The sequence below is a fragment of the Aliiglaciecola sp. M165 genome (genome assembly GCF_007197995.1).
GTDB lineage: Bacteria > Pseudomonadota > Gammaproteobacteria > Enterobacterales > Alteromonadaceae > Aliiglaciecola.
Window position 1 is genome coordinate 19,125 of sequence record NZ_VKKH01000001.1, and the last position, 18,341, is coordinate 37,465.

Consider the following 18,341-nt stretch of genomic DNA (forward strand, 5'->3'; position numbering starts at 1 on the left):
AGTTGGAATTATTTAAGCTTTGCCAAACACTTGTTTACGATTGCTTGATGATTTTCCTGCCACTGTTCTAGCGAAGTATCGGCATCTTTGTCGGTACGCGCTTTTGCGATATTGTACACCTCGTCTTGTTGCGCCTTTGGAATAACAGCAATCCCCTCTTCATCTGCAACAATGATATCACCCGGATGCACGGTCACTCCGGCACAATCGATCGGTTGATTAAGTGGTGTGTAACAGTTCTTTCCTCCAGGTTTGGGAATAACCCCTCGAGCAAAAACCGGAAATTTTAGCGCTCGCACTTCGGCAAGATCACGGATGACACCATCAATAATAAAACCTGCAATACCGCGATTTTGAGCGATTGCACAAACATTTCCACCTGCCACAGCAAAGCTATCATCTGCTTGTACAACAATCACGTCGCCGGGCTGCGCTTGGTAAATCGCAGCATGCAGCATTAAGTGATCTCCGGGCTCACATTTCACCGTAAATGCAGGACCAGCAATACGAGGAGGCTCAGGCCATAGGCTTGCGATTTGATAATCTAAAAACTGAGAGCGCGGCAAACCGTCGGCATATTCGCAAGGTGAAATCTCAGCAAACTGCTTCATTGTGAGCATCAAACTACCCCGCAAACTTAGAAAATAACATGACCAGCCAATATCCACTAATGGCGATTTGTGCGAGGAAAAGAGCAAACCGAATTTGCACAGCAAGCACTGATGTTGAAGCCAAATGAACGATGGATTGGCCCAAACGTGCTGCGAGCAAATAGTAGGCCAAAGGATCTGTAATTGCCGACGAACCTGTTGCTAAAGCCAACAACATCACACCACCGGTGACCACAAAACTTTCAGAACAATTAAGCTGGGCTCTGGCAATTCGTTGTCCAAATTCTGGCGAATCTGAACCATCCGCTTTGAAAGCATTGGGAAGTCGCTCTTTATTCATCACCAAAACCGTTCGATATACGGCTAAAAACACCAACAGTAGTAGTGCCCAACTTATGTACCCTGCCAGGGCGATAATCGTAGCGTTCATTAGTAACTCCATCAGGTCAAATCTTTGAGGTTAAAGTAACTCAATTAGTCTCTAAATTAAATCTCGTATTTTTCTGTTACAGTTTTTAGTGCAAATTTGACCCAGCAACGGCTATTCTAGACAGATTAATATGTATACTTTTTGAGCCAACATGAATGTTTTTCGCAACTCTACGCAAAATTTAATCTGCCGTGCTCTTTCCTGCGGTTTTCTCGCTTTATGTGTATCCTTTAACACGTCTGCACAAAGCGTGTTAAATGCTCAAGCAATTCAAAAGGTTCTGACTTCAAGTGAGCGTCCAAGCGAAGACATCAAGCGTGATGCCGCTAGAAAACCTGAAAAGATCCTGGCTTTTGCCGGCGTAAAAAGTGCTGATACCGTATTAGACCTGTTTGCCGGTGATGGTTGGTACACCGAACTGTTTTCAAAAGCAGTAGGCCCAGCAGGGAAAGTTTACGCTCAAAATGATGAAGTGATTTGGCGCTTCGCCCAAGAAGGGATCAAAAAACGCACATTAGACAATAGACTGCCGAATGTGACCAGACTAGACAACATCGCCATCGCAAAAATAAACGTACCCGACAACTCCGTTGATATTGCATTTATGGCGTTGAATTATCATGATTTGTTTTTCACCCAAATGATGCAAGATGGCAAACTCGTTAAATTACGAGATAATGTTGTTGACCACAAAGCAGTTTTAGCAACAATAAAACGGGTGTTAAAAGATGATGGTGTGGTAATCATTATTGACCATTTTGCTCACCCCGGCTCTGGTTATGAGGCAGCCAATAACCAACATAGAATTGACCCAGATATCGTAAAATTCCAATTCGACGAAGCCGGCTTCAAACTATTAGAGGAGGCCTTTTACCTTCGCAACGATAAAGACACATTAGACCTATCCGTATTCGACCCCAGTATTAGAGGGAATACGGATCGATTTATTTATAAGTTTGGTAAGTAGTACTTGCCATTGTTTAACTAAGCATGGAAGCAAGACCATGAAAAATAAGGTGTAAAAATGAAGCGTTATGTTCTGTCCATGGCCGTCGCATTGGCCGTTACAGGTTGTTCACAACCTCAACAAAACACAACTGAGCAGACTGAGACAAAAGCAGCTGTTGAAGCCAAACAGCAGCTTAGTTCAGGTATCTCTCTTGATCATATTGATCAAAGTATCAGCCCCGGCGAGAACTTTTTTAAGTACGCAAACGGCAAATGGTTAGATAGTGTTGAAATCCCTGATGACAAAGCAAGCTATGGCGGATTTCAGATACTCAGAGACGAAGCCCAAGAAGACGTGATGAACATAATAAAAAGTTCTTCTGAAGGCGACTTTGCCATGGGTAGTGATGAGCAAAAAGTGGGTGGCTTGTACAACTCATTCATGAATATAGAGCAACGCGATAAGATTGGTATTGCCCCTCTGGCCCCCGAATTTGACAAAATCGACAGCATTTCCGATTACAAAGCCCTTGCCGCACACTTTGCCTATGCAAACAAATATGGCTTTGGTTCGCCGTTTTCTGTTAGCCAATACGTCGATTTTAAAGATCCCAACTCTTATATGATTTTAACCTGGCAAGGTGGTATCGGCCTGCCAGAAAGAGAATACTATTTTAAAGATGATGAAGCGTCTGTTGCTATTCGCGAAAAGTATCTTGCTCATATTGCTCGTATGTTTGCATTGGCCGGTTTGGAAAATGGCGAGCAGCATGCAAAGACTATTATGGAATTGGAAACCCGTATCGCTGAGCATCACATGAAAAAAGAGCAAACTCGCGATATGGTTGCCTTGTACAACAACATTCCTGTTGCTGAGCTTGCAGAGCTTATGCCGAAGTTTGATTGGACAACCATGCTTGCCGAAGGACAGCTTTCAGATGTCAAAGAACTTGTTGTCACCCAACTAGACTTCATGCGCAACATGGACGAGATCATCGCCAATACCGATCTTGAAACCTGGAAAGTGTTTTTAAAATGGGGCCTGATAAACCGTGCCTCAACGCTGTTAACCAGCGAATTGGATAAGGCAAATTTTGAGTTCTACAGCAAAGTTATTTACGGTGTAGAAGAGCAACGTCCAATGTGGCGCCGCGGCGTCAATTTGGTAAATAGCCACTTAGGTGAAGTGATCGGTAAAGTCTATGTTAAGGAGCATTTTTCGCCTGAAGCAAAAGAACGCATGATGGAACTGGTCAATAACTTGTTGAAAGCCTATGAGATCAGTATCAAGGAATTGGACTGGATGTCTGACGAAACAAAAGTGCAGGCACTAGACAAATTATCTAAATTTACCCCTAAAATCGGTTACCCAGACAAGTGGAAAGATTATAGTGCTTTGACCATTGCTGAAGATGACTTATTTGGCAATGTTAAACGTTCGAGTGAAGTGCAATATGCGCTAATGCTTGAAAAACAAAAAGGACCAGTGCAAAAACACGAATGGGCTATGAACCCACAAACGGTGAACGCATATTATAATCCTCCAATGAATGAAATCGTGTTTCCTGCGGCCATTCTTCAACCTCCATTTTTTAACATGGAAGCGGAAGACGCCGTTAACTATGGCGGGATCGGAGCGGTAATTGGCCACGAAATTGGTCACGGATTTGATGACTCTGGAAGTACCTTTGACGGTGACGGGGTGCTACGCAACTGGTGGACAGACGAAGACAAATCGGAATTCAAAAACAGAACCAAGCAACTTATCGAGCAATACAATCAATTTGAAGCATTGGAAGATGTATTTGTTAACGGTGAATTTACCTTAGGTGAGAACATTGGTGATTTAGGTGGGATCAGCATCGCGCTGAAAGCCTATGAGCTATCGCTGGAAGGCAAAGAAGCGCCAGTGATTGACGGATTTACCGGTACTCAACGGGTATTTCTTGGTTTTGGTCAAATTTGGGCCAACAAATATCGGGATGAAACCTTACGGAATCAAATCACTACTGACCCACATTCGCCTAGCGAGTTTCGTGCAAATGGCTCGGTTAGAAATGTACCGGAATTCTATGAAGCGTTTAACATTACCGAGCAAGACGCCCTGTACCTGCCACCAGCAGAACGTGTGAAAATCTGGTAATCAAAATATAACCAATCCCAAGTTGGGTTCGTTAATCTGGGCGCCAATTCTTGTTGGCGCCTTTTTTATTTCAATCCAAAATCTTTTGGTTGGAACCAGTATCTCTCGTTTGAATAGTCGGTGCCTTCTGACAGGATGACATTTTTAACTGATATGGCTCTGACATCTGCCTCTTTACCAAGTGGGAAGACATCTCGCGTCAATTCATGAGTTTGCATGTGCAATTGAAACTCGCCACTGTCGATCATCATATCAAGTCCTTTTTCGATCCAACTAGCAAGTTCAGCGTTTTCTAAACTAGTAAAAAAATACACCGCAAACGGATAATGTAACATGATCCCCCGATAACTTAACAATGTGGGATATTGTTCGGCTCTAAGTTGAAGTTCTTTTTGGTGATCATGATAACCACGAGGAAAAAAATCACATCGGCCCGCAGCGAGCATTTTGTATATATTTTCTAATGCTGGAGTCGTGGCTACTTTTATCTGAGCGTTGCGTAAAATTAATGTATCTGGCCACCCGGTTCCTTGGCATGCCGTGAGCTCTCTGAGTTGCTCGATGGTGTTAATGCGTGCAAATTTTCCAATATCTTGTTTTCTAATCACAAACTTTCGAAAGCCAATCAAGCCTCTGGTTGTTGGGATCGGAACCGCGCGTAATTGCTGCTCTTTGCTGTAATCTGTGCCCATCCAAAACACATCAAGATTTTCCCCCTTAATGAGTTCTCGGGTCGCTCTGCCCTCATGCATGTCCACTTCTGCGACAAAACTAGCGGTATGCTCACCTTCGCTTCCACGTTCGATCGCTGCTGCCAGTAGTCTAGTATGGTAGTCATATGAAATATCGTGCTGAGATCTTGCTAGGGGAATTTTTAAAGTTAATATTTCGGCCGAGCAGGTCCATCCAATGCAACACATTAGCATAGTGACGAATATGTTCCTGCCCATAAAGCATCCTAAAAACCAGAGAATCAATTCTAAGCCCATTATAGTCAAGAATTTTAAAAGGTCCGTATGCGCATTACCGATATCGTTGTAGTTCGTATACCCGAAAGATGTGGAACAGCATCAGTGTAGTTTTGGTTCGCAGCAGCCGTTAGCCTAAAAAATAGAACTGCATCAATATTAAACTTTTGTGACGATTATCTTACTGTAACAAGTTTGTCATTTTTGTTAGTTACTTTGCTCGCGTTTTTAAATCCAATAATCATAAAATCGCATGTGGAGAGCACGATGGAACTCAAAAATGTTTTTAGGGCAAGCGCTGTAGCTACGGCCATTGCACTAGCAGGTTGTGGCGGTGATATTAATATCACAGAAGGCAATATTGACAATAGTCAGACAATCAATAACCCACCCACTCAAACTCCAACGCCTACTCCAACACCAAGCGAACCACTCCCAGGCGAGTTCAGTTCTTCGTTAACTCAAGCGGTTACCCAAGCCTTGGGTCGCAGTGTCACGGTACAGGTTTTATCTGGCACAATCACTGAAGACACGACACTAACAACAGACGCCTTTTACGCATTGTCAGGTTCGGTATTTGTCGGCGGTGACAATGAGAATTCAGCAGTTTTGACCGTTGAACCCGGTGTTGTGATATTTGGTCAAAGTGGCAGTGATGCAATGGTTGTGAGTCGTGGTTCCAGATTAGAAGCGGCTGGTACTGCTTCTCAGCCAATCATAATGACATCTTTGCAAGATGTGGTTGGCGAGCCAATTTCTCCTGGACAATGGGGCGGTTTGGTACTCCTTGGCAATGCGCCCAGCAACAAATGTCCGACAGACGGTACACCTTGTGCTCGCGAAGTTGAGGGCGTAGCTGACGCTTTCTACGGCGGTACGGACACAGAAGACAACTCGGGCACACTGCAATACGTTGTAGTAAAAAACTCTGGATTTGAAGTCGAACCAGGTAACGAATTAAATGGCATTACCTTCGGTGGTGTAGGTTCTGGCACTACAGTTGATCATATCCAGGTTCACAACAGTTCTGATGATGGCGTGGAGTTTTTTGGCGGCAATGTTGACGTCAAATACCTGGTGCTAACCAACAACCAAGACGATAGTATTGACTGGGACCACGGCTACCAAGGTCGTATGCAGCACATTTATGTGCAACACAATCCGAACGCTTCTGATGCAAACCGCATCATCGAAGCAGACAACGATGGAAGCAACTTGGATGCTAGCCCTAAATCAAACCCGACCCTAGTTAACATGACTGCAATAGGTAATAACTTTGCTGCAGACGAAGATCCGTCTGAAGGGATTTACCTGCGTGAAGGTACCGGTGGTCAGTTTTACAATATTGTCGTCACTGGTCCATCTGAAATGGGTGAATGTTTCGAAGTAGAGGGTAATGCTGTTTCTCAAGCTAACTTGGGGGACGGAACCATTTTAATGGAAAACTCCGCTTTCGCCTGTACCAATGAAGAAAACTTCAAAAACGGCGACACCGATGTCGATTTGGAAGCATGGTTCTTAGGCCAGACAGGTAACTTTATCAGCGACGCCCCTATGATTATGTCTAATGGACAACCCATGGCGGGCTCTCCATTACTGGGCGCAGGTCAAGATACGTCTAATACGGTAGATGGATTCTTCGATGCAACAAATTATGTAGGTGCTTTCGATGGTTCTTCTGATTGGCGAGAAGGCTGGGCATTTGGCTACGGTGGTGGCGAAGTGACCGCGCAAGCAGAACAAGTAGGCTGCCCTACTGGCACTTCTTCGATTTTGTCTGTCGATGGATCCACAACTACCTGTGAAATTCCTGCCGGCACTATCACAGCCGATACTACATTAACTGCTGGCAATATATACGCCCTATCGGGTGTAACCTTCGTCGGCGGCGACAATGAAAACAGCGCAACCTTAACTATTGAGCCAGGTGTCACTATTTATGGTCGCAGCGCTAGCGATGCGTTGGTTGTAAGCCGAGGTTCACAAATTATGGCAGAAGGTACTGCCGCGGCACCCATCACATTTACATCCACTCAAGATGTTACAGGTGAAGCAACCGGCCCAGGTCAATGGGGCGGCGTAGTGTTGTTGGGCAATGCTCAAAGCAACAAATGCCCGACAGACGGTACACCGTGCGCACGTGAAGTTGAAGGTGTCTCTGGTGCGTTTTATGGCGGCACAAACGATGAAGACAACTCAGGTGTGCTTCGCTACGTAGTCGTCAAACATGGCGGATTTGAAGTCGAGCCAGGCAATGAATTAAACGGTATCACATTTGGTGGTGTTGGCTCAGGGACAACCGTTGAATACATTCAAGTTCACCAGAACTCAGACGATGGAATCGAATTCTTCGGTGGTACGGTTAACTTAAAATATGTCGTCCTAACGGCCAACCAGGATGACAGTGTCGATTGGGATCACGGCTATCGCGGCAAGATGCAGTATGTATTGGTTCAACACGCTAACGACGACAGCGATGCGAACCGCCTAATTGAAGCCGACAATGATGGAAGCAACCTGGCTGCAGAGCCAAAATCTAATCCGACAATTGCAAACTTCACTGGTATTGGAAATAACTTCAATCCAGAAGACGACCCGTCTGAAGGTATCTACTTACGTGAAGGTACAGGCGCGCAATTGTATAACCTGATTGTTACCGGCCCGGCATTGATGGGTGAGTGTTTTGAAGTAGAAGGTAATGCAGTGTCTCAAGCAAACCTTGGTGATGGCACCATCTCCATGACCAACGCCGTATTTGCATGTGAAAACAGCGAAAACTTTAAAAACGCTGACGGCGACGTTGACCTTGAAGCATGGTTCCTCGGACAAAACGGCAACTCAATTGCTGCAAATCGTGCAGCGGTATTGAATGGCATCTTCACAACGACGGATGCTGCGGCCCGTGACTTCACTGGCGATACATTCTTCGACAACGTTGATTTCATTGGAGCGGTTGAAGAAGGCAATGACTGGACTGCTGGCTGGACTGTAGGTCTGTAAAGACTTGCAATGATGGAGCCAGAGCAAAGTGCGTTGGGTGTCCAACGCACTTTGTTTTATCAGACAGTTATTTGTTAAAAGGTCCAAGCAAACCCAGGACCTTTAATAAGCATTCTAATGAGGTTAAAAATGAATAAGCTAGCCAAAAGGTTTTCTGTTGCAAACCTGTCCTTGGCAATTATTGCAGGGTTGAGCGCACAATCATCATATGTTTTGGCTCAACAAACAGGTGAAGAAGAAAACGTCATTGAAGAGGTCGTCGCTACCGGCACGCGTTTGAAAGGGACAGCTACGGCGGTACTTCAAGAAAGAAAAGAACAAGCGTTTGTCGCTGACATCCTTGGCGCCGACCAAATATCCAGAACGGGAGACAGCGATGCCGCCTCGGCACTGCGCAGGGTAACAGGTTTAACCTTGGTTGATGGCAAATTCATCTACGTGCGCGGCTTGGGAGAGCGATATTCAAGTACGCAATTAAACGGCATGACTGTACCAAGTCCCGATCCAACCCGCAGTGTCATCCCGTTGGATTTGTTTCCAGCTGAGATTATAGAAAGCTTGTCTGTTCAAAAAGCCTACTCACCTTCTATGCCTGCTTCATTTGGTGGCGGAAATGTCGATATTCGTCTGAAAACCATTCCAAATGATTTTTTATTCAAGGTTTCGGGAGGACTTGGAGTCAATAGCAACAACTTTGATGATGGCTGGCACTATGACGGCGGAAGTGACGATTTTTATGGAAGAGACGATGGAACGCGCGAAATGCCAAGTGCACTGCGCGACGTGTTTGATCGACAACTGACCATCGAGCAGTTAACTATCGCACAACAGCAAGAAGTGGCCCTTGGCTTGAATAGAAATTACGACCCAATCAAAGAGGCAGTTGATCCCGATGTGAGCTTCGACATTTCGGTGGGAGACTACTACGACATTAACAATGATTGGCGAGTAGGATTTCTAGCGACGCTTGGCTATGACAATTCGTGGCAAGTGTCTGACGAGTTTCAAGGCAACCAATTTAGCTCAGATGGCGAAGGTGGATGGACTTTGCAGTCTGGTTGGCCAGTGGGCGAATCCAATGAGCATTCTGTCCAATGGTCTGGGTTATTAAATTTGGGTCTGAAATATACCAACTACCACAATATCGACGTAAGCTTGCTAACGCTAAACGATACACGTGACCAGATCCGTGAACGTTATGGTTTTAATGCCAATACCAGTACCGACGAAGGTCAGTTTATCCGTTCTTACGATCTATTGTACGAAGAACGCCATATGCGTACTGGGCAAATAAAGGGCTCTCACACTCTGCCAGATTTGTGGTTTATGGGCGTCGATTGGAAATATTCTGAATCTCGCAGTTTCCGTCGAGCGCCGGGCAATATTACCACTGGGTTTTCTTTCCTTGATGCTGATGGAGATCGTATATTTGACCGAGGTGTTGAATCAATCTCCTTAATCAGAGGGCGTACAGGCCAAGCAGACTATACCTTCCAGCGTTTAGACGATATTGTCAAGAATTGGGGGGGCAATGTTTCATTACCTGTGTCAGTGGAGAAGTGGGATTTCGAATTTAAAGCCGGCGTCGATTTTGTGCAAAAAGCGCGAGTGGGTGAAAACCGTGCCATTGGTTTTCTAACCAACAGTTTTACAGCTGAGGAACTCGCTGGGTTTAATCTCAATGACATACTTACCGACGAATTGATCTCTGGTTTTGAAAGCAACCTTAACCAAAATTTACTGCGCCAATCTGCTGCACCAGGAGATGATTACACCTCAGCACAAATTACCGATGCAGCGTATTTTGAATTTGATGCTTTTTTCAATAATCAGTGGCGGTTATCCGGTGGTGTAAGATGGGAAGAGTTCAAACAAGCGATTTTGGACTCCAGTTCGCGTAACAGCAATAACCCGCCAGAGCGTAATTTTGAAGATCTCACATTTCAAGAGGACGATTTTTATCCTGCGTTAGCATTCACCTATATCCCTGATGACAGTATGCAATACCGTTTCAGTTATGCAGAAACGGTGGTTCGCCCAGACTTGAGGGAAATTTCTGATGCCCTTTACATCGACCCACTTACAGAATTCCCTATTCGAGGAACGCCAGGTTTAAGGCCTACAAGTATCAAACATTACGACTTTCGTTGGGAGTGGTATCTTGATCAAGGCGACAACTTATCCGTCGCACTGTTCTACAAAGATATGCTTGACCCAATTGAGGGATTCCAGACAGAGCAAGGTGATTCCGCTCCTCGGACAAGGATTGCTAACGGTGAAAGCGCAGAGGTATATGGTATAGAAGTTGAATTTCTTAAAAGTTTAGGCTTTTTGGGGAACGATTATACAAGTACTTGGAATGATTTGTTTTTCTCTGGAAACGTCACCTTAAGTGATTCGGAAACCACCTTTGATCGTGAAAAAATCACTGAACAAACTGGAGTTAACCCGGATTTTGTTAATGATGTAAGGCGTTTGACCGGTCACTCTGAATACGTAGTAAATATGCAACTGGGTTACGATGCGCCGAATGGTGAGCATTCTGCGACCTTGGTTTACAACGTGTTTGGAGAGCGCATCATTATCCCTGGAATAGGGTTACAAGACGACGCATTTGAACAGCCGTTTCATTCGTTGGATTTTGTTTATACCTACTATCCAAACTTTAACAGCACGGTGAAATTTAAGTTAGACAATATCCTTGATCAAACCAAAGAAATTGAGTTTGAAGGTGTATTGATTCGCTCAGAAACCCGAGGGATTGGTGCAAGCCTAAGTTACTCCTACGAGTTCTAGGCTATTCGCACGCCCCATAAAGCACCAGAGCCGCCTTTGCGGCTCTGGCTCTTTTAGTGTTGCAGTATTGTCATGTTTCTGCAATCAAACTGTCATACAAGGTCATTATCCTGCACGCAACTTTGAAAGGCGGCTATGTGTCAGCCTCAATTCGAGAGTCAGGACCTAATTGTATGAAGTTTTTTAGACAAGCAGCTGTAGCAGTAACAGTGGGCACTTTGCTTACCTCCACACTCTCAGCCCAGGAAGATAAAGATTTAAGGCCCGTGGTCAACGCTGCCGCTGAAATTAATCAGTCAGCAGAGCAATCACAGACAAAAATCAATCAAATAACCGACCAGATTGAAGACAAACTTCAACAATTTAAAACCCTCAATAAAGAAACTGATGGCTTGCGCGTTTACAACGAACAACTGCGCAAACAAATCGCCAATCAGCAACAAGAGATGCGTGACATAAACAGCGCTATCGACGAAGTCAGCGTGGTGGAGCGCCAAATAACGCCGTTAATGCTGAAGATGATTGCTGGGCTCGAACAATTCATCACATTGGATGTGCCGTTTTTACCTGAAGAACGGGCCCAACGTGTCGCAGATTTAAAAGAAATGATGGACCGAGCTGACGTTGCACCCTCAGAAAAGTTTCGCCGTGTGATGGAAGCCTATCAAGTGGAAATGGACTACGGACGAACGTTGGAGGCCTATGCAGGCTTGCATACGATTGAAGGCCAAGAACGCAATGTTGATTTTCTTAGAATTGGTCGAACAGCGCTTATTTACCAAACACGCGATGGTAGCTTACAAGGCAATTGGAATAAAACGACTGGTCAATGGGAAGTATTGCCTAGCAGCTATCGTTCTCAAGTCACTAAAGGGCTGAGAATGGCTAAAAAGCAAATGGCGCCAGACCTGCTAATGCTACCTATTGCGATGACAGAGTGATTAAGTGAATAAAATGATGAACAAACTAACCCAACTAATTTTTGTATTTGTCACGTCAATCGCCATGACGTCTAATCTTGTTGCTCAAGAAAAGGCACTGGATCTAGATGCTTTGTTAAAGCAGCTTGAGCAAGGCCAGTTTCAGCAAAATCAGCAAAATGTCGAACGTGAACGTGAATTTGCACAAAAGCGCTCAGAACAAGACCAAATGCTTCGTGATGCCTCAAGACAAAGAGACAATGAATTAGCCTTGTCTTCGCAACTTGAAACTCAATACGAAGAAAACGAATTTAAAATTGCTGATCTCAAATCTGCGGTGGATACCCGGTTAGGTTCGCTTAAAGAGTTATTTGGCGCGCTACAGCAAACTGCAGGTGATACCAAAAACAAGTTTTTCGGTTCGGTAGTGTCGGCACAAATCCCAGGTCGCGCTCAGTTTCTAGATGAACTCGCTCAATCAATGGGTAAAAGCAGCAAGCTTGCCTCGATTGAAGAAATCGAGCGAGTTTGGTTTGAATTGCAACGTGAAATGACCGAATCGGGCAAAGTAACCCGATTCACCACAGATGTTGTTGAAGCTGGTGGCGCAAAAGTAAACAAAGAAGTTGTTCGCGTCGGGTCTTTTGCACTTATCGCCGATGGCAAGTACCTTGATTACGAAGGTGCAACGAACTCTGTGTTTGAATTGGTTAGACAACCAGCGGATCGCTTTACAAATAGTGCCGCAAATTTGCAAAACTCAAGCGGCGATGTCATTCAATTTGGTCTTGATCCAACGGGCGGTACTATTATGCGTTTGTTGGTTAACGCACCGAATCTTGAAGAGCGCATCCATCAAGGTGATCTTGTTGGCTATATAATCATAGCTGTCGGCGCAATAGGGATCTTTGTCGCTGTGTGGCGCTTTATCGTGCTCACGAGTGTGAGCAATAAAGTTAGACGCCAACTGAAATCCGATACTTTTAAAGATGACAATCCGCTCGGCCGAGTGATGCTGGTGAAGGACAAGTATCCACATGCAGATACCGAAGCACTGGAATTGCATCTGACAGAAGCTATTTTGGGCGAAGTGCCTAAGTTGGGTCGCTTCTTAACCTTGGTCAAAATGATTGCGGTCGTAGCGCCATTGGGCGGGTTGCTTGGAACGGTAACCGGAATGATCGTGACCTTCCAACAAATAACCTTATTTGGTACAGGCGACCCTAAAATCATGGCGGGTGGCATATCCTCCGCGCTGATTACCACTGTTTTGGGATTGGTTGTTGCTATCCCCACTACCTTGATGTTCGCACTGCTTAATACACAAAGTAAAAACATTATTTATATCTTGCAGGAACAAGCCGCAGGGGTCATTGCCGAGCGTGCCGAAAGGTTAGAGAAGGCATAACCAATCATGATGCTTGAGCTATTCGAATCCCTTCGAGATTTTACTGAAACAGGCGGAATTGTGCTGCTCTTTATTGGCGGCCTAATTTTCACAATGTGGCTATTAATCCTTGAGCGGATCATTTATGTCAACAGCGGCCACCGACAGTTCAAAAAACACGTCATTGCTACATGGCAAGCAAGAACTGACCGAGCCTCCTGGAATGCAGAACAAATTCGCCAGGCAATGGTATCCCGAGTGAGCCTAAAGCTGAAATACAGCCTGCCTATTATTCAGGCTTTGGTTGCTCTATGCCCCTTGCTGGGACTAATGGGTACTGTGACAGGCATGATTCAGGTTTTTGATGTCATGGCACTTTCAGGTGGTGGTAATGCACGTTCAATGGCTGCTGGCGTATCCAAGGCGACGATTCCAACGATGGCCGGAATGGTGGGCGCATTGTCCGGAGTTTTTGCCTCGACTTGGCTAACTCGAACGGCAAAAACCGAACGTACACATTTAGAAGACGCATTAATTATGCAGCGTCAGGGCTAAGTCCTGAGGAACTAGAGAGAATAAAATGAAACAGCACTTTCAGAATTTAATTGATGAAGAAGAATCGAACATCGACATGACGCCGATGTTGGACGTGGTATTTATCATGCTGATCTTTTTTATTGTGACGGCATCCTTTGTCAAAGAAGCGGGCATCGATGTCAATCGACCTGATGCGGCCACCGCAGTCAAAAAGGACCGTGCCAATATTTTGGTTGCGATCAGCGACAAAGGCGAAATCTGGATCAATAAACGTCGTGTCGACAAACGTGCCGTTCAAGCAAATATTGAGCGACTACATGCTGAGAACCCACAAGGCACAGTCGTCATCCAAGCTGATAGAAAAGCCACAACAGAAACATTGATTGCTGTCATGGATGCCTCTAGGGCAGCAGGCGTATTTGATGTTTCCATCGCTGCACAAGAGCCTTAAGCCATGCCGCGTATTTTGATTGCCATTGTATTAGCTGCAGGTGTCACACTGGGCTTGTTCTATTTAATGCAAGCGCTGATTAAAAGTGGTGACCAGGCGTTGTCAGAGCCATCCAAAGGTAGTGTTTTGGATTTCGTAAGAGTAAAAAAAGACGAAGTTACCGAACAAAAACAGCGCAAACCGCGAAAGCCCCCTAAGCCAGAGCAACCACCACCTGATATGCCTCAACCTGAAATGGATCTTGCATCTTCTGATCCACTAAGCAGTGGTTATGACTTTGCTGCGGATGTCGCAGCGGATGTTTCTCTAGAAGGTGGACTAGCCTTGGAGTCGGGTGACGGTGAGTATTTACCCATCGTGAAAGTGTCGCCCGTTTACCCGAGGCGCGCGTTGTCTAGGGGAATTGAAGGTTATGTCATCGTTGAATTTACTGTGACGAAACAAGGTTCAGTAAGCAATCCAACAGTCATTGAAGCGGAGCCTGCAGGTATTTTTGAGCAGGCGGCTGTCGATGCGGCATTGAAATTTAAATATAAACCTCGGGTAATAAACGGTGAAGCAGCAGAAGTTGCAGGTGTGCAAAACCGTATTTCTTTTCAAATAGATGGTTAAAGGTGATCAAATGAAACGTTTTGCTGCGATTTCTCAAAAAACTATGTCTTTGCTGTTAGCTTTCTCGATGGCAATTTCAGGTAGTTTGTTGACAACAACCAACGCCGTTGCGGAAGTCCAAAAAGAACAGAAAACTAAGCGCACACCAGCGTTACGCTCAAAAGTCTACGACCAACTCGCACGAGCACAGGCCCTCGCTGATATGGACAAAATTGACGAAGCGTTAGACTCACTTAAAGCGGTGGAACGAAAGTCTTCTTCAATGAACAGCTACGAGTTAGCGATGATGTATAACTTCTTTGGTTTTATCTATTACAACGCTGAAGATTATGACAATGCGATCGCCTCTTTTGAAAAAGTAGTCGCTCAGCAGCCCATCCCGGAATCCTTTGAAAAAAGCACGTTATTTAGTCTGTCTCAGCTGCATATGATGCGTGGAAACTACGACAAGACTGTGAGTCATTTGGAAAAATGGGAAGCCTTGCATGATGGAGAAATACCCGCCAAAAACCTTGTATTAAAGGCACAGGCGATGTACCAGAAAAAAGACTACGTTGCGGCTTCGGGATTTATTAACGCGGCCATTGAGCAACAGGAGTCAAGCGAACTTGGTTTCAAGGTAGAAGAAAGTTGGTATGTGTTGCAGCGTGCCGTTTATTACGAGTTGAAAAACCCCAAAAAAGTGACCGAAGTGCTGGTCAAAATGGTTAAACAGTTCAACAAGCCAGAGTACTGGGTGCAGCTGTCAGGCATGTACGGTGAATTGGGTCTGGAAAAAGAACAGCTAGCAATTCTTGAATCAGCGTATCAACAAGGTTTTGTAAACAAAGCCAATGATTTATTTAACTTAGCACAGTTATATTACTACCATCAGGCCCCGTTTAAAGCAGCCAAAATAATCGAACAGGCGATTGATCATGGTGTCTTGGACAACGACCTGCGCAATCTAAAATTTTTAGCGCAAAGTTGGTCTCTGGCAAAGGAAGATGAAAAAGCGGTGCCGGTAATGTTGGCAGCGGCACAAATGTCTTCCGACGGTGAACTCGATATGCAACTCGCGCAGATTTTCCTCAATATGGAAAAATATGACGACGCCATAGAGGCGTCACAACGGGCGATAGACAAAGGTGACTTGCGTAACCCTGGAAACGCGCATTTAATTCTCGGAATGGCTTTGTTTAACAAGCAACGTTTTGTGGCATCGCTAACACAACTGGCCAAAGCAGAAGAACACCAGAAAACTGAAGCCATGGCCAAACGCTGGAGTCAGTTTGTAAAAAATGAACAAGAATACTTTAGCAATGTGCTGGGCCGCGCAACACAGGTTGGGTCATAGCAGCTGCCAAAGCTTGGGGCGTTACAAAGAAAAATCCGGAAATTGATTTAGCTTTTTAGCAATCAATACTCCGGATCCATCTTTGGCCGAATGTTTTTTATCTGTTAGGTCAATTTACGTGCTTTAAACTTTCTGCCTTTCATTTTGCCTTCATTAATTTGTTTTAGGCTGCGCTTAACACTGCGCACTTTGACCGCGACATAGCTGTGTGTGGCTGTAACATTAATTTTACCAATATCGTCACCGGGCACGTCGGCATCTTTGGTCAACGCGCCTAAAATATCTCCAGGACGAAGTTTGGCCTTTTTACCGCCATCAATGCAGATGGTTTGGTATTCAGGTTTAATGATGCGATTGGCATGAAATCGCATGGCTTGTATTGCTTTCCACTGAATTTTCGCTTGTTGATAATCTTCAATAGCGTTTGCCCGAGAGATTTCATTCGGGGCACAAAGTGTTAGCGCTAGTCCTTCCTCATCGGCGCGCCCTGTCCTGCCAATGCGATGAATATGCACTTCTGGATCAGGTGTAATATGATAATTCAACACCATCCCTACGCCTTTAACATCAAGACCCCGTGAGGCAACATCAGTCGCAATCAACAAATTGATACTTTTATTGGCAAATTGCACTAGCACTCGATTGCGATCTTTTTGCTCAAGATCGCCGTGGAGGGCTTGCACCGAAAAACCTCGTTCTGAAAGATCTTCAAGTAGAGATTGGCATGCAACTTTGGTATTGCAAAAAATGATTGCAGATTCAGGTTGATATTCACTTAACAAAGCCGAAGCTGCGTTGTTGCGATGATTCTCTTCAATCTCAAAAAAGAATTGTTTAATTTTGCTGGTATCGTGTGTTGACTCAACACTGATTTCAATTGGGTTGCGTTGTACCTTGAGGCTTATTTGACGGATCTGATCTGGGTAGGTTGCAGAAAACAAAAGCGTTTGCCGATCACTGGGGGATGCTTTGATTACTGCTTCCATTTCATCTTCAAACCCCATGTCCAACATACGATCAGCTTCATCAAGGACAAGGGTGTTGACGTCACGAAGGTCCAAACGCCGCTTGAAAAGATGATCCATTATGCGACCTGGCGTGCCAACAATAATATGAGCACCATGTGCCAAAGAACCAATTTGCGGTCCCATCGGAGAGCCGCCGCACAAGGTTAACACTTTCATGTTTTCAATCATGCGCCCTACGCGACGGATCTCTTGTGCAACTTGCTCCGCCAGCTCTCTTGTAGGACACATAACTAATGCTTGCACGCGAAAACGCTCAACGTCCAAACGATTCAGCAAGCCCAATGCAAAGGCCACGGTTTTACCACTTCCTGTTTTCGCTTTGGCCAACACGTCTTTACCTGCCAAAATCTTTGGCAGACTTTGAGCTTGAATTTCGGTCATGGACGCGAAACCCAGGGTCGCTAAATTGTTTGTCAGTCTGGCGTCTAGTTCAAGAGACTCAAAAGGTTGTGCGTTGTCGCCACTGGGTGATTCAGTATTCAAAGTGAACTCGTTTTATCTAGTTCGATGCATTTGTCCAATAAGCTTAAAAACTCTTCTCGCGCTTTAAGTTTTGTTTGACGATGGGCTCGCATATCGAGCGACGCCATGGCGTTCGCAACCTTTTCAACGATTTTTTCAAACTTTTTCGGTTTCACAACAAGATCTATAAAGCCGGCTTCTAACGCACCGTCTGGGTTGAAAATTTCTGCGTTAATGACGGAACGATTAAAGTATACGGGGGCCAAGCGGTTTCTCGCCAATTCTACACCAGCGTTGTGCATCGTCATGCCAATTGCGACTTCGTTTAATCCGATTTTAAATTCGCCCTCAACGCCTATTCGGTAGTCTGCAGAAAGTAACAAAAACGCTCCTTTTGCTACGGCATGTCCTGGGCAGGCCGCGACGATTGGTGTGGGGAATGATAACAGTCGACGAGAAAGTGTAGAGCCTTTTTCCACCAGCTCCATTGCCGCTTCCATGCTTTGTTTCATTACGCTTAGATCGTATCCAGCGGAGAATATTCCTGCTTTTCCGGTAAGCACAACAACTTTTTGCTCTTTCTCAGCTTTGTCTAAACATAAATTGAGTTGGTCTAGGACCTCATGGGAGATAGCGTTGGCTTTGCCATTATCGATGGAAATAACTGCGTATTTTTCTTTTGCTTGGTAGGATACAAGTTTTGTCATTTAAG

The 18,341-nt window shown here is 44.9% G+C and carries 15 protein-coding genes; 10 read left to right on the top strand and 5 right to left on the bottom strand.

Features of this window, described 5'->3' with window-relative positions; all coding sequences use genetic code 11:
- Window positions 1–8: 8 nt before the first annotated feature.
- Both FM019_RS00080 and FM019_RS00085 read right to left on the bottom strand, forming a co-directional pair.
- Window positions 9–620 (bottom strand): RraA family protein, encoded by a 612-nt coding sequence (locus FM019_RS00080; protein ID WP_143833853.1) that lies wholly within the window; start codon window positions 618–620, stop codon window positions 9–11.
- Between the two features lie 4 nt (window positions 621–624).
- A complete protein-coding gene (locus tag FM019_RS00085) occupies window positions 625–1,041 on the bottom strand; it encodes an MAPEG family protein (RefSeq protein WP_143833854.1) in 417 nt (138 codons plus the stop codon).
- Window positions 1,042–1,192: 151 nt separating this feature from the next.
- Here FM019_RS00085 and FM019_RS00090 point away from each other — a divergent pair, with 151 nt between their 5' ends.
- Together FM019_RS00090 and FM019_RS00095 are read left to right on the top strand one after the other, a co-directional pair.
- Window positions 1,193–2,008, top strand: a complete 816-nt coding sequence (locus FM019_RS00090; RefSeq protein WP_143833855.1) for a class I SAM-dependent methyltransferase — start codon at window positions 1,193–1,195, stop codon at window positions 2,006–2,008.
- Window positions 2,009–2,065: 57 nt separating this feature from the next.
- The gene (locus FM019_RS00095) at window positions 2,066–4,132 is read left to right on the top strand and encodes a M13 family metallopeptidase (protein ID WP_143833856.1); all 2,067 of its coding nucleotides are present in this window, start codon (window positions 2,066–2,068) and stop codon (window positions 4,130–4,132) included.
- 65 nt (window positions 4,133–4,197) lie between these two features.
- Here the strand turns inward: FM019_RS00095 and FM019_RS00100 are convergent, their stop codons facing one another.
- Complete coding sequence (locus FM019_RS00100; protein ID WP_143833857.1) at window positions 4,198–5,082, bottom strand: hypothetical protein; 885 nt, start codon at window positions 5,080–5,082, stop codon at window positions 4,198–4,200.
- 285 nt (window positions 5,083–5,367) lie between these two features.
- Here FM019_RS00100 and FM019_RS00105 point away from each other — a divergent pair, with 285 nt between their 5' ends.
- The 8 genes from FM019_RS00105 (at window position 5,368) to FM019_RS00140 (ending at window position 16,139) form a co-directional block, all read left to right on the top strand.
- Complete coding sequence (locus FM019_RS00105; protein WP_143833858.1) at window positions 5,368–8,100, top strand: hypothetical protein; 2,733 nt, start codon at window positions 5,368–5,370, stop codon at window positions 8,098–8,100.
- 129 nt (window positions 8,101–8,229) lie between these two features.
- Window positions 8,230–10,896 (top strand): TonB-dependent receptor domain-containing protein, encoded by a 2,667-nt coding sequence (locus tag FM019_RS00110; protein WP_143833859.1) that lies wholly within the window; start codon window positions 8,230–8,232, stop codon window positions 10,894–10,896.
- Window positions 10,897–11,069: 173 nt separating this feature from the next.
- Window positions 11,070–11,837 (top strand): DUF3450 domain-containing protein, encoded by a 768-nt coding sequence (locus tag FM019_RS00115; protein WP_143833860.1) that lies wholly within the window; start codon window positions 11,070–11,072, stop codon window positions 11,835–11,837.
- Window positions 11,838–11,901: 64 nt separating this feature from the next.
- A complete protein-coding gene (locus FM019_RS00120) occupies window positions 11,902–13,224 on the top strand; it encodes a MotA/TolQ/ExbB proton channel family protein (protein WP_260681498.1) in 1,323 nt (440 codons plus the stop codon).
- Between the two features lie 9 nt (window positions 13,225–13,233).
- Window positions 13,234–13,758: a MotA/TolQ/ExbB proton channel family protein gene (locus FM019_RS00125; RefSeq protein WP_143834246.1), complete on the top strand. Its 525-nt coding sequence runs from the start codon at window positions 13,234–13,236 to the stop codon at window positions 13,756–13,758.
- Window positions 13,759–13,783: 25 nt separating this feature from the next.
- Window positions 13,784–14,191 carry a biopolymer transporter ExbD gene (locus FM019_RS00130; protein ID WP_143833861.1) on the top strand — a complete coding sequence of 136 codons (408 nt, stop codon included), beginning with the start codon at window positions 13,784–13,786 and terminating at the stop codon, window positions 14,189–14,191.
- A 3-nt stretch (window positions 14,192–14,194) separates the two neighbouring features.
- A complete protein-coding gene (locus tag FM019_RS00135; protein ID WP_143833862.1) occupies window positions 14,195–14,803 on the top strand; it encodes an energy transducer TonB in 609 nt (202 codons plus the stop codon).
- 10 nt (window positions 14,804–14,813) lie between these two features.
- Window positions 14,814–16,139 carry a tetratricopeptide repeat protein gene (locus FM019_RS00140; RefSeq protein ID WP_185969122.1) on the top strand — a complete coding sequence of 442 codons (1,326 nt, stop codon included), beginning with the start codon at window positions 14,814–14,816 and terminating at the stop codon, window positions 16,137–16,139.
- A gap of 104 nt (window positions 16,140–16,243) precedes the next feature.
- On the opposite strand, the gene dbpA is transcribed toward FM019_RS00140, so the two are convergent.
- A complete protein-coding gene (gene dbpA, locus FM019_RS00145) occupies window positions 16,244–17,650 on the bottom strand; it encodes an ATP-dependent RNA helicase DbpA (protein WP_143833864.1) in 1,407 nt (468 codons plus the stop codon).
- A complete protein-coding gene (locus FM019_RS00150; RefSeq protein ID WP_143833865.1) occupies window positions 17,647–18,336 on the bottom strand; it encodes a crotonase/enoyl-CoA hydratase family protein in 690 nt (229 codons plus the stop codon). The genes dbpA and FM019_RS00150 overlap by 4 nt, the downstream gene beginning before the upstream one ends.
- Between the last annotated feature and the right edge of the window lie 5 nt (window positions 18,337–18,341).